This window comes from Paraburkholderia fynbosensis (genome assembly GCF_902859935.1).
Lineage (GTDB): Bacteria > Pseudomonadota > Gammaproteobacteria > Burkholderiales > Burkholderiaceae > Paraburkholderia > Paraburkholderia fynbosensis.
Map to the genome: position 1 here is coordinate 279,058 of NZ_CADIKI010000004.1, position 12,436 is coordinate 291,493.

12 protein-coding genes are annotated in these 12,436 nt (G+C 61.6%); 6 read left to right on the top strand and 6 right to left on the bottom strand.

Translation table 11 applies throughout. From position 1 onward, the window contains the following. Positions 1-73: 73 nt before the first annotated feature. From HV770_RS39530 to HV770_RS09010, 3 genes are read right to left on the bottom strand one after another with little or no spacing between them, the layout of a single operon-like run. Positions 74-847: a BON domain-containing protein gene (locus HV770_RS39530; protein WP_343048123.1), complete on the bottom strand. Its 774-nt coding sequence runs from the start codon at positions 845-847 to the stop codon at positions 74-76. Continuing rightward, on the bottom strand, positions 847-1,068 hold the full coding sequence (locus tag HV770_RS39535) for an MHYT domain-containing protein (protein ID WP_343048124.1): 222 nt from the start codon (positions 1,066-1,068) through the stop codon (positions 847-849). Before HV770_RS39535 ends, HV770_RS39530 begins: the two co-directional genes overlap by 1 nt. Then, positions 1,031-1,342 (bottom strand): MHYT domain-containing protein, encoded by a 312-nt coding sequence (locus tag HV770_RS09010; protein ID WP_343048125.1) that lies wholly within the window; start codon positions 1,340-1,342, stop codon positions 1,031-1,033. The genes HV770_RS39535 and HV770_RS09010 overlap by 38 nt, the downstream gene beginning before the upstream one ends. 50 nt (positions 1,343-1,392) lie before the next feature. On the opposite strand from HV770_RS09010, the gene HV770_RS38160 reads away from it, so the two are divergent. The 3 genes from HV770_RS38160 (at position 1,393) to trpS (ending at position 5,305) form a co-directional block, all read left to right on the top strand. Next, entirely contained in the window at positions 1,393-1,599 is a 207-nt protein-coding gene (locus tag HV770_RS38160; RefSeq protein ID WP_217468578.1) for a hypothetical protein, read from the top strand. 486 nt (positions 1,600-2,085) lie between these two features. Then, positions 2,086-3,864, top strand: a complete 1,779-nt coding sequence (locus tag HV770_RS09015) for an alpha/beta hydrolase (RefSeq protein ID WP_246290765.1) — start codon at positions 2,086-2,088, stop codon at positions 3,862-3,864. Between the two features lie 424 nt (positions 3,865-4,288). After that, entirely contained in the window at positions 4,289-5,305 is a 1,017-nt protein-coding gene (gene trpS / locus HV770_RS09020; RefSeq protein WP_175159065.1) for a tryptophan--tRNA ligase, read from the top strand. 179 nt (positions 5,306-5,484) lie between these two features. On the opposite strand, the gene HV770_RS09025 is transcribed toward trpS, so the two are convergent. After that, positions 5,485-7,500 (bottom strand): glycoside hydrolase family 3 protein, encoded by a 2,016-nt coding sequence (locus HV770_RS09025; protein WP_175159066.1) that lies wholly within the window; start codon positions 7,498-7,500, stop codon positions 5,485-5,487. A 220-nt stretch (positions 7,501-7,720) separates the two neighbouring features. On the opposite strand from HV770_RS09025, the gene HV770_RS09030 reads away from it, so the two are divergent. Continuing rightward, positions 7,721-8,815 carry an AraC family transcriptional regulator gene (locus tag HV770_RS09030; RefSeq protein WP_175159067.1) on the top strand — a complete coding sequence of 365 codons (1,095 nt, stop codon included), beginning with the start codon at positions 7,721-7,723 and terminating at the stop codon, positions 8,813-8,815. A 109-nt stretch (positions 8,816-8,924) separates the two neighbouring features. Here the strand turns inward: HV770_RS09030 and HV770_RS09035 are convergent, their stop codons facing one another. Then, on the bottom strand, positions 8,925-9,620 hold the full coding sequence (locus HV770_RS09035) for a hypothetical protein (RefSeq protein ID WP_175159068.1): 696 nt from the start codon (positions 9,618-9,620) through the stop codon (positions 8,925-8,927). Positions 9,621-9,718: 98 nt separating this feature from the next. After that, positions 9,719-10,369: a DsbA family oxidoreductase gene (locus HV770_RS09040; RefSeq protein ID WP_175159069.1), complete on the bottom strand. Its 651-nt coding sequence runs from the start codon at positions 10,367-10,369 to the stop codon at positions 9,719-9,721. A 228-nt stretch (positions 10,370-10,597) separates the two neighbouring features. On the opposite strand from HV770_RS09040, the gene HV770_RS09045 reads away from it, so the two are divergent. Both HV770_RS09045 and HV770_RS09050 read left to right on the top strand, forming a co-directional pair. Then, positions 10,598-11,347 (top strand): 2OG-Fe(II) oxygenase, encoded by a 750-nt coding sequence (locus tag HV770_RS09045; RefSeq protein ID WP_175159070.1) that lies wholly within the window; start codon positions 10,598-10,600, stop codon positions 11,345-11,347. A gap of 85 nt (positions 11,348-11,432) precedes the next feature. Then, complete coding sequence (locus HV770_RS09050) at positions 11,433-12,335, top strand: LysR family transcriptional regulator (RefSeq protein WP_175159071.1); 903 nt, start codon at positions 11,433-11,435, stop codon at positions 12,333-12,335. Positions 12,336-12,436 lie beyond the last annotated feature (101 nt).

Consider the following 12,436-nt stretch of genomic DNA (forward strand, 5'->3'; position numbering starts at 1 on the left):
GAAGCTGCTACAGCGGCACCGGTCCTGATTGTTCGATGCCGTCGAGCCGCGCATCGACGACAACGCGTCGAGCCTAGTGACCGCTGCTGTGCCGTGTGCGCACAGTCAACCGGTTTGTCACGGCCCTGACGCCGCGAACCGATCGTGCGGCATTCCCGGCACGCTGAATCTGTGAGCGCTGCGGCACGCTGCCCGTCAGCGTCACCACGCCGTGGCGCGCCTGCACATGAATCGACGCGGAGTTCAGCCCGGTCGTGCGCGTAAAGGCGCGGCGAACGTCGCGGACCAGCTGACTATCGGTTCTGGCTCGAGACGGAGACGTCGTGATTGACGGGTTTTGCGCGGACGCATCGTTCGGCATACCGCCGGGCGTCTGAGCAAACGCATACGTTGCGCCAATCGCGAGGGATACGGCGACAATCGCGCCGACTATTCTGCTCGTGCCGTTTGTTCTCACTATTCCTCCTTTGCCGGTTTGTCCGGGTCTGCCTTTCAAGCTGCGTGGTGCCAGCGGGGGCGAAGCGGTGAAACGTGACGCCGCCTCGAGAAGCGTGTGCGACCGCCGGATCTGATTATATGCCGCGCTGACAGTATGGACGGGGCATTCACGACCTTGCCGCGTGACGGCCGGTTCTCGCGGGTGAGGCGAGGGCGACGAGTCACGACGCATGTGTTGTTGTGACGGCGGCGTGTCGACGGAGAACGGCGGAAAGCGGCTTGCCGGAGGATGGCGAAAGCGCGAAGGGCACACATACTCTCCGGCCAGTGCGCAGCGCAAGCGCCGCAGACCGGCGGGAAGATTGCATCGCGAACGTGCGTCGATTGCCTCGCGACCGGGTGCGTGCATCAGCGCCTCAAGCCTCGCATGCGATCCACCTGCTCGTTGAGTTGGGCGACCGAATTGGCGAAAAACTTTGCGTGCGCTTGCGCATCACATGGCGCTGATCGGCGCTTCGCAGTGCGTGCGCTCAAGAGCGCCGCCGTCGACGCTGCGATCGCAATGATGATCGACGGCGCGAAGATGGCGGGATCATAGTGAATCGCAGGCTCCATCAGCAACGCGTGCATGCCCACCTAATGCATGCTGGCGATGCCCAGACCCATCAACACCCCCCACCAGCAACCGGACCAAACTCAGATCGTTGCGTGTGCCGATATACAACGCGAACCACGAGACAAGCACGGCAATGAGAAGCGAGTAGCCGGTCACGGCGAGATCGGAGTCGAGTGGAATGCTCAGGGAAGACGACAGCATTTCGATGAAGTGCATCGACCAGATGCCGACGCCCATCGCCAACGCGCCGCCGGCCAGCCGGATCAGCCGCGTGCGCGCGCAGGCCAAAGGAGATCCGGTCCGCGAGACCGAGCGCCGTATAGGAAGCGAGCGTCGCGATGACGAGAGAGAAGGCGACCTTTTATAAGAGCTCGATTTGTGATGACAGGCAGAATCGCCCGCATTCGTTGTCGATGAATGGCTCGCAAATGGCCCGCAAATGGCCCGGCCAGCAAACCGCACTGGCCGATGCCGTTGTCTATTCAGTCGGAGTCTCCTCCATGGCAGCCGGATCATTCCGCGGCATTGCATCGGTTGCGAATTGAATTCGGTTCGGATGCAGAGCGGAGCGGAAAACAAAACGGAATGGCGTTTAGTCCAGCCGGCGGCAAGCTAATTGAAGAATTGAAGGGAAAATGACGGGTTAATTCCAATTGTTGCCGGATGTATGGCGGGTCGGCGGCGTGGCGCGCAAGCGCGGTCAGTGACGGGATTCGGCGCCGTTCGACCCGGTTGAGGCCTGCCTCTGACGAATATTCAGCATCCGCGCTTCAAACCGTGACAGCCCCATGTCTTCTGGACGAAGCCGGCCTTGCGGGGACGGCCGCCTCGGCGAACGCACGGTATCCTGGCGGAGCTCATCAACCCGCCATGTGCGTAAGCGCACCGACGGAGGGCATTACGCCGGCGCGTAATAGAGCGAAAATTCCTGGTTCAGAAAACCTGCTATGGCCAACGCATTGGAAATGCTTTCTGCTACACCCCTCGAGAATCGGCGCGAGGATAGCGAAGCGAATAAAATCGACTTCAAAATGCATCCCGTCAGTTTCGGCGGGCATTTTGGTTGGCTTTCCGAACCGTTGCCAAAATTCGCTAAAAATGGCAAAGCGGGCATCGTATTTTGCGCTCCGCTCGGTCACGAAGCCTTATGGCTGCATCAAACTTTGCGCTCGCTAAGCGAGCGCCTCGCGGCCCGGGGATTCGTGGTCCTGAGATTCGATTATGCGGGCACAGGTGATTCCATCGATCCGGGCGGCCTGGTCGAACCGGACAAATGGGTGGATGAGGCCGTCGAGGCCGTGGGCTTCATGAGACGCGCGACGGGTGTCGAGCGTGTCGCGCTGGTGGGATTCCGCTTTGGCGCGATGGTCGCCGCGCAGGCAGCGCGGGCGGCGCATGTCGATACCGTGGCGCTCGTCGCGCCGGTCGTCGGCGGACGGCAGTTCGTGCGGGAATTGAACGTGCTGCAGCGCACCTGGCTGGAGAAGGCGAGGCAAAACGTTCGTGACGACGCCGACGCGGCGGCCGGTGCGTTCGACGTGCTGGGGCATCGCTTCAGCCGCGCCGCCATCGACGCGATCGCGCAATGCGATCTGCGCCGCGCGACAGCATCCCCGGCGAGCAAGCTGCTGATCGTGCACCCCGGTGATCAGGGCCCCAGTAACGAGTTGGCGGACAAATATGGCGCGCTCGGCGCGCAAGTCGATTCGCTTCCATTTGTCGACTACGCCGAGGCCCTGCAGCCCTCGTGGCAGGCAAAGCTGCCGGAGGCGACACTCGCCTCAATCGAAGCATGGTTCGGCCGCGTGTTCGAGCCTTCGTTCCCGGCGACGGGCTTTCCGCCTGCGGCATTCAACACGGTGGCGTCGCTGCTCGGGTATCGGCGCTCGCGCGGATTGAACGGCGCGGTGGAAAGACCCGTGGAACTCGCCGACGGACGTTTGTTCGCAATCCTGTGCGAACCGAAAAACCGTGCGGAACGCGCGCCGCTCGTCGTGATCGCCAACACGGCGGCGACCAGCCATGTCGGCGACGGCCGCTTTAACGTCGAACTCGCGCGCTCGCTGGCGCGCGCAGGCTTCGCATCGCTGCGCGTCGATGCGCACGGCATCGGCGACAGCCGCAACGCATGGATGGTCGCCGATCCTTCCTTGCTCAGCTACGAGCAGCTTGCCGCCGATACGTCGCTGGCGGTCGATTGGGCGGTGGCCAGGGGGCATCCACGCGTGGCCGTGTTCGGCATCTGTTCGGGCGCGTATCTCGGCCTTCTCACGGCCACGACCAATCCTGCGGTGCGGGCGCTGCTGCTGGTCAATCTGCAGGCCTTCGATTTTCCGGCCGATTTCCGGATGTGCGACGCCACCACGGTCGGTGCGGGTTCGACGCGCGCGCACTTTCGGGCGATGCTGCGGCTGCGGAAATGGTCGCAGGTTCTGCGCGGCGAGGTCGGTCTGCGGCCTGTGTTGCGAACGTTGTCGCGCTATGCCGTCGACGCTGTCGTGAGCAACGTCGCGGCCTTGACCGGCGACGCAAGTCGCGCCACGGCGAACAAAGGCTCCCGCGCCCGGCAGCGGATGAAAGATCTCGATGCCCGCGGCGTGCGTGTCAGGCTGCTGTTCAGCCCGCTGGATCATGGGCTCGACGAACTGCGCATGCACTTCGGGCCGGGCGGCCGCCGGCTCAACAAGTTGCTGCACGCGCGCGCGATGATCATCCCGAACATGGACCACGAAGTCCTGAATCGTGCGGCACGGCAGCAGGTCGCCGCGGTGTGCGAGAGCTTCTTCAAACAGGCACTCGCTCACGAATAAAGCGGGTGACGTGTGCCGGTGCGCGTGTTCGCGCGCGCCAGGCGAACGGCGACGGTGGGCCGACGCGCTTGCGACGTTCGTGTGCGTGACGTCAATAGAAGCGCTGACCCATGCAGCAGAGCCGGACTACTCTGAAAGTCTCTCCGAGGAAGCGTTTCTGACGCTGGTCGACGAGGCCACACGACTCATGGTGCGGTATCGACAGTAGACGCCGTGGACGTTGACGGCAGGCCCGAATGCTAGGCTATACTCCAATCCATGGACACGAAACCGACCGCGCTGAATCTGCATCGTTGGTGGCCCGCCTGAATCCGGCGGCCCGTTTCCTCACGCATATCGCAAACGTGATGCCGCCAGTCCCTGGCGGCATTTTCGTTTCTGCACGCCGATGGCTGGTGGTTTCAGAAGCATGAGACTCCAGTTCATGACACAAGCCAATCGACCCACTATCCTGACCGGCGACCGAACTACCGGTCCGCTTCACCTCGGCCACTACATCGGCTCCTTGCGAGCCCGCGTTCAGCTTCAGCACGAGGCCCAGCAATTCCTGCTTCTCGCCGATACGCAGGCGCTGACCGACAACGTGGGGCGGCATCAGCGTGTCACCGAGAACGTCATCGAAGTCGCGCTCGACTATCTTGCCGCAGGCATCGATCCGTCGAAGTCGACGATCTTCATCCAGTCGCAGGTGCCGGAGCTGGCGGAACTCACCCAGTACCTGCTCAACCTCGTCACGCTCGCGCGTCTCGAACGCAATCCCACCATCAAGGAGGAGATTCGTCTGCGTGGCTTCGAGCGAGACATTCCTGCCGGCTTTCTGACCTATCCGGTCAGCCAGGCGGCAGACATCACGGCGTTCAAGGCGACGCACGTGCCGGTGGGAGATGACCAGATACCGATGATCGAGCAAACCAACGAACTGGTGCGCCGCTTCAACAACACGGCCGCGCGGCCTGTGCTGGTTGAGTGTGAGGCGGTGTTGTCCCAGGTCACTCGACTACCCGGTATCGACGGCAAGGCCAAGATGAGCAAATCCCTTGGGAACGCCATTGCATTAGGCGCCACACCGGACGAAATCACGGCGGCGGTCAACAACATGTACACCGACCCGAACCACTTGCGAGTCAGCGACCCTGGCCAGGTGGAAGGCAATGTCGTGTTTGCGTTCCTCGATGCGTTCGAGCCGGATGTGCAGAAGGTGGACGAACTCAAGGCGCACTATCGCCGAGGTGGATTGGGCGATAGCGTCGTCAAGCGCGTACTCAACGACCGGCTCCAATCGCTGATCGAACCGATTCGCACGCGCCGTTGCGAGTTGGCGAAAGAGCGGGCCGAGGTGCTGGCGATTTTGCGTCGTGGCACGATGCGCGCGAGAGAGGTGGCCGCACAGACGTTGGCCGAGGTTAAAAGCGCGCTGGGTTTGACCTACTTCGAGAGTTGAAAGGCGGTAAGCCGCACGTGGAAGAGCGGCCCTCACCGGACAAGTCATCTGCACCGGCGGGGGCCTGTCACTGCACAGGACGGGAGACGCAATGTGAACGGCCGGCTGCGCTTCCCGGTCAGGCGAATTGAGAACCGCGTCGCCGCCCCATCGAACTGTTTAACGTATGGCGTGCGGGCTCAATATGAAAGCCCGTATCCGTACGGATATAACGGATGCGCTGTATCGTGCGGCAAGTCCTCCAACTGCGCGTTGACCTCATCCATCGACGACGGCAGTTCGAACGGCAGTTTGCCCTCCGGCTTGCCTTTGCCGGTCAGCACGTCGAACAGCGCGATATCGCTTGCGCCGAAGTTGGCGAGAATCGCAGTCGTCTTGTCCTGCACATTGGTCAGAATGGCCGGTCTGTCCATGTAGACGGATACGATCGATTTCGGCGCGGCGGCCGCCTGTTTGATCGCCTCATAGTCCTTGTTGCCATCGACGAAGGCGAGACTGCCTTCATGCTGCATGGCGCCGAACACGTAGTTCGGATGCAAGGTCTCATAGGGCGTGCTCACGCGTACGATGGCCACATCGGCGGCTTGCGCCGTATCGACAACCGTGTAGCCGTATTGCTGCGCCGCCGCCGGGTCGATACCGTACAGCCATACTTTCTTGCCCGTCGCCGTCAACGGCAAGACGTTGCCACTGTTTTGCAGGAGCACCATCGAACGGCGCTGTGCATCGAGCGCCTGCGCCTTGAAATCCGCATTGCCGACGATCGTGGCCGCCGCATCCGCATCGACATACGGATGATCGAAGAGCCCTTGCTGGAATTTCTGCAGCAGCACGCGATACGCCGAATCGGCAAGCCGTGTTTCACTCAGCAAGCCCTGATTGACGGCTTGAATGAGGAACGATGGGTCGTCTTCGCCGCCGAACTGGTCGATGCCTGCCGTGACGGCCTTTGCGAAACGCTGCAGGCGCGTAGCGGTTTCCATGCCCCACGGCATGCCGAGCCCCGCAAACGAGGGCGAGCCTGATGAAGCGCCGTTCATGCAGTTGCTGTCGCAATCCGCGGCGATCAGCCAGTCCGACACGATTACGCCCTTGAAGCCGTATTTGCCGCGCAGCAGGTCGGTCAGCAGTGCCTTGTCGTAGGCCGCGCCCACCTGCTCGAGCGCGATGCCGTCCACGGTCACAGGCGCGTCCGGCTCCGAATAGGTCGGCATCACCGAGCCGACGTTGGCCGCGAATGCGCCCTCGAACGGCTTCAAGTGATAGGCGAAGTTGTTACCCGGATAAGTCGCATAACGGCCGTAGTAATTGTGGCTGTCGAAGCCTGATTTCTGCGCGCCGTAAGCGGCCCAATGCTTGACCACGGCAATGACGCTCTTCTCGTTGATGCCCGCGCTGCCACCCTGGAAACCTTCGATATACGCCTGAACCTGCGCCTTGGCCAGATCCGCGTCTTCACCGAAGGTGCCGTTGATGCGGGCCCAGCGCGGTTCGGTCGCAAGATCGGCCTGCGGCGAAAGCGCCTCCGTGATGCCGACCGCGCGATATTCCTGCCGCGCTATATCGCCGAACTTGCGTGTCAGTGCGCTATCGCCGATCGCCGCGAAGCCCAGCGTCTCCGGCCATTGCGAAAAGCCGCTGCCGCCCGCGCTCGCCCCCAGCACATACTGGAAGTGATTGCGCGGATCGGAACTGATCGACACAGGGATGGCGAGCCGCGATTGCTCCCCCAGCGTCTGGATCTGGTTGTATTGCGATGCCATCGTCTTCGCATCGCCGCTCATGCGGGTAATGTAGGTGCTGATGTCGAGATCGTTGATTTGCGTCTTCAACGCCGCGAGATCGTAGGCCGTGCCGGTTCCCGCGCCGGTCGTATCGTTCAGCACTGGCGCGGTGCCGTGCATCATCAGGCCGGCTTTTTCTGCCAGCGTCAGACGGCCGGTCAGATCACGTGCGCGGTCCTCGGCGGAAAGACGCCAGTCCTCGTAGGGATCGAGCTGGCCATTGCGATTCATGTCCTTGAACTTGAGGTTGTCCTTCGTGAGCAGCGGCAGAGTGGTGTATCCGAGGTCGCGCTGTGCGACGGTGGGGGAATCGTTGAGGTCGCTGCCGCAAGCGAACAGGCCGAGCGCGAGCGCGGCGCTGGCGGCGGCGATTGCCGTGACCCGGCAAGCGGGTTGGGAAAAGAGGTGCATCTGTGTCTCCGGGATTCGGTGGATCTTTCGAGTTTTGGCAGCCCAATCGACGGGCCGCGCATTACCTTATCCTTACCGTCCGCTACCGGTTTGACTGGGCGGTGCACGGTTTGCCTTTGCGGAGCAGGGCGCGTAACGAGCCTTGGTGAAAGTTAGAGAAGGCGAAATGTAATGGCAATTCCTGATGGATTCGCACGCGTGCTGTGGGCATGATCGGGACATGCCCGCCCACCTGGAACTCATGTCTGCCAACACGACGTCGCACATCGCCCCGCGCCGTACCGTTTCGAACCGCATTGCCGTCGCCGCGCTGCAAGCTGCCGGGTCCGCCGGCATGCCACCGGAAACATTTACTGCACGCACCGGCATCGCTGCACAGGACCTGATCGACATCAATGGCCGGATCGATGGGGCGCGACATCGCCGGCTGGTCGAGTTGATGGCTTCCATGAGCGCGAATGTCGAACGTCTTCTGGACGAACGCTGCGGTCTCTTTCCGGATTTCCCCGTATTGGGCAACCTGTGTCTGAACGCAAGCACGCTGCGCGAGGCTATCGACGCGTTCATTACTTTTCGCCCGCTCATTGGCGAGTTCGATTTCCTTTTCTACAAGGAAACACCCGAGTGGGTGCGCTTCGAGTACATCGCCGAATTCGCGCCCGGCAACTGCTTCCAGGCGCTCGCCAATTTTCACGTGCTGGCGACATTGATCCGCGCATACGATGGCGCGCATTCCACAGTATTTCGTGTTGCGTTGACCTGTAGTGAGCCGCGTCGCTCTCGCACGCCCGGCGATTTTTTCGGCGCGACGGTGCAGTACTGCGCACCCGCAAATCAGATGCAGTTCTCCTCGGCAGCGTTAGACCTGCCCTTTTCCAAATACAACGCCGTGCTCGCTCCGTTTCTGCTGGAGCAGACGCAAAAGGAATTGCAGCGGGTTCAGCAAAGCGGTCTATTTTCCGCCCGTGTCGCGGATCTGGTCAGGGACATCATCGCGGGCGAAAGCGCGGAGGCGCCGACGTCATCCTCCTTGCTGACTCAGATCTGTGAACGGCTGCATACTTCGCGTTGGACTTTGCGTCGTCAATTGCAGGTCGAAGGTCTGCATTTCAGCGAGCTGGAAGCGCGGGTCAAGTTCGAGGAAGCGTGCCGATTATTGGCCGACACACGCTTCAGTGTCGCGCAGATCAGCGAGCAACTCGGCTTCTCGTCGCAAAGCGCCTTCACGCGCTTCTTTCGCAGCCGGCACGCGACGCCGCCAGTGGCTTTCCGGCAGTGGGCGCAGATTCAGCAGGAGAGCAGAGGGTGGATTTGAGGTTGGCCTTTTGCTCGTAATCTCCAGCCTGAGCGAACGACTGTTCCGACATTGGGATTGTCGTTGAAGTCATCGGTTACGCTGAAATGGTTTTGGAACGTCGCCTGAATTATTTGCCAGAAAGAATCGAATCTGTAATTTCATACCGCTCATCGCCAACGGAAATCAGATTGACCTCGCCGTTTTTTCTGGCGACAGCTTTCTGCGCCAGTGACTGATCGGTAGCCGTTGTACTGACTCCTATCACTGCACCGTCCGCACCGAAGAAGATTGTGCGGGCACCGCCTGGAGGCCAGTAGACCGTGACATTCGCAGTACGGTCACTGTGACGTGTGACGACGAATCTGCACATGCCTGCAATCTGGCCCGCACTTCGTGCGCACGGGAGCTTCCCTGTCGCGCTGAGAGCGGTTCCCTTTGTCTCTGGGTGCTCGTTTTTGTGGCCGGACGCGGCGCGGCTCATCGCGCCATCCATCGGAACCGAGATCAGTGTGACGCCTTCCGCCTGACCGACCACCCGCCCGCGATGCTCGCGAAGCATGGCCCGCACACTCGCGCTGTCAGCGCCGCCCGGACAGCCGACGAGGGTTGCCGTATGGTCGAGGTAGGCGGAAGTCGCGGACGACTCGCCAAGTCGGCGACACGCATCTCCTGCCTTGGGATAACCGTCACCGAAGGGCGCCAGTGAAGCCGGCCATACGAAGGATTCGCGTGCATCTGCCAGATGCGCCGGACTACTGACCGTGACGAAGACGAGCGCCGCCAACACGGCGGCCGAACGGAAAAGGTCGACAGCGTTGCCCATTGGACTTTCTCCTCGCGTTGACACTGGTTTGCAGTATCGACACCGAATGGCATCACGCAGCCATCGGAAAACGCAACCACAAGCCCTTTTCAACAACATCAGTCAATTTGCGCTTCGGCCAGAACCTGCTCGATAACCTTTACGAACTGCTCCACAGGTTGCCCGCCTGTCACCAGATATCGACGGTTGAAAATAATAGCGGGCACCGACTGGATGCCCATCTCCTGATTATTCTGTTCTTCCGCGCGAACCTCATCGGCATAGATGCCGCTCGTCAGGATGTCGCGCGCTTGCACAGCGTCGAGTCCAACAGACTGCGCCGCTTCGAGCAGCACGTCATGATTGCTCGGGTCCTTCCCATCGGAATGATAGGCCTGCAGCAGCGCGATCTTGAGCGGCAACTGTTTGCCTTTAATGCCGGCCCAATGCAGCAGGCGGTGCGCATCGAAGGTGTTGTAGACCCGCGTACGCGGGCCGAACGTAAAGCCGACGCTCGCGCCGCGTTCGCGGATCATCGCTTGCGTTTCGGCAATTTGCGCCGGTGTGCGTCCATACTTCTTGCCGAGATAATCGACGATGGCCTCGCCGGCCGGTCCCATCTGCGGATTCAGTTCGAACGGGTGCACGGTAATTTCAGCGTCTATGGTGTCCCCAAGATGCGCGAGCGCGAGCTGAAGCGAAGATAGACCGATCGCACACCACGGGCATGCGATGTCGGAGACAAAATCGATGGTTAGCGCCTGTTTCATTGTGGTCCTCGCTGGGGAATGACGCGTTGCGTAGCCGGCACGGCATGTTCGCAACAGAGGCCGACAGCGTAGCCTGAATCGCCGGCTCTTGCAGGACCGCGCGTCGATGGGCGAGCATGGCCGAATTGAAGCGCAAGACCCGGAGTGTTTTCTTTTGTCGACGGCCGTACACTGGCTCGAATGATGATATCTCATGGAACCGGCTACGCGTACGGCCGCAAATCAGCTATGAACCCAAGTGAAGCGAAAGCTCCCACCCTCTCATTTACAGCAACGATCACCCAACGGATCGACGCGCTGGACTGGCAAAGAATCGAGCAGGATCTCGACCTGTACGGATGTGCCACCGTATCCGAACTCGTCACAGCGTCCCAATGCGACAGTCTGGCGGCCCTCTATCCGCGCGACAATCTCTATCGAAGCCGCGTCGTGATGGCTCGCCACGGTTTTGGCCGTGGCGAATACAAGTACTTCCAGTATCCGCTGCCAAACATAATTGGAGCGTTGCGCACAGCAATATATCCGCACCTGGTGCCGGTCGCGAACCGATGGAATCAGGCCATGAACATCGACGTGCGTTATCCCGCGATGCACGCGGACTTCATCCGGCGGTGCCATGACGCTGGCCAGGTCCGTCCGACGCCATTGCTCCTGCAATATGGCGAGGGTGACTACAACTGTCTTCATCAGGATCTTTACGGCGAACATATATTCCCGCTTCAGGTCACGATTCTGCTGTCGGAGCCGGGGCGGGATTTTACCGGCGGGGAATTCGTCATGACGGAGCAGCGTCCGCGTATGCAGTCGCGTGCGGAAGTGGTGCCGCTGGCAAAAGGCGACGCAGTGGTGTTTGCGGTGAACAGCCGGCCCGTCCAGGGGACGCGGGGTCCATATCGTGTCAATCTGCGTCATGGGGTTAGCCGGTTGCGGTCGGGGCACCGCCATACCGTGGGCATTATCTTTCACGATGCATTGTGAGGTGAGTCCGCACCGGCAACACCATCTTCTTTGGCGAATTCCGCAACCCGCGTCACAATCGAGGAATCTGCCGCGACACGACACCATGCAAAACCTCCTCAAGAAACTGGACCTCACTTCGCTGCGCCTGTTCGTCGCCGTCTGCCAGGAGCGCAACATTGCACGCGCGGCCGAGCGGGAGTTCATCGCGTCGTCCGCGGTGAGCCGGCGCATCGCCGAGATCGAAGTCGTGATCGGCTTGCCTGTGATCCAGCGCCAGTCGCGTGGCATCACCGTGACGCCGGTCGGCGAGACCGTGCTGCGCTACGCGCTGGCGATCATCGGCAACATCGAACAGATGAGCGCGGAGTTGTCGCGCTTTTCGTCGGGCGCAAAAGGGCGCGTGCGAGTGGTCGCGAATCTTTCGTCGATCGTGCAGTTTTTACCGGAAGACGTGGCGGCATTTGGGCGCGCGTTTCCGGAGGTATCGATTGAACTGGAAGAGGAAAACAGCGCGGACGTGCTGCGTATCGTCGATGAGCACGGTGCGGACTTCGGCATCTGCAACCAGATTGCCGGCAGCGAGGCTTTCGAGCAGGTGCCGTACCGCCAAGATCGGCTGGCGGTGCTGGTGCCGGGCGGACATCGGCTCGCCAACGCGCCGCGCGTCACGTTCGACGAACTGCTCGAAGACCGTTTCGTCGGCCTGCGCAGCGAGAGCGCCTTGACGCGCCTGCTTGCGCAGCAGGCGGCGAGCGCGGGGCGTCAGCTCGATGTGAGGATTCGCGTCAGCAGTCTCGACGCGCTGTGCCGGATGGTGCACGCCGGGCTCGGCATCGCGATCGTACCCGAGCAGGTCGGGCTGCTCTACGTGAATGCGCTCGACGTGCGCCTGCTGCCCTTGAGCGATGCGTGGGCCGTGCGCCGTCTCATCATGATCTTCAAGGCGCGCGAGCAGTTGAGCGCGAGCGCGGCGGCTTTGGTCGGGTTCCTCGGCAACCAGCCATAGCATGACCGGGGCAGGGTAAGCTGGCGCGAACCGACGCCGGCCGACGCGCCCCGCCGCGATATTCAAGGCAACATAACGCACCCAGCCCTCGCCAAACGAGA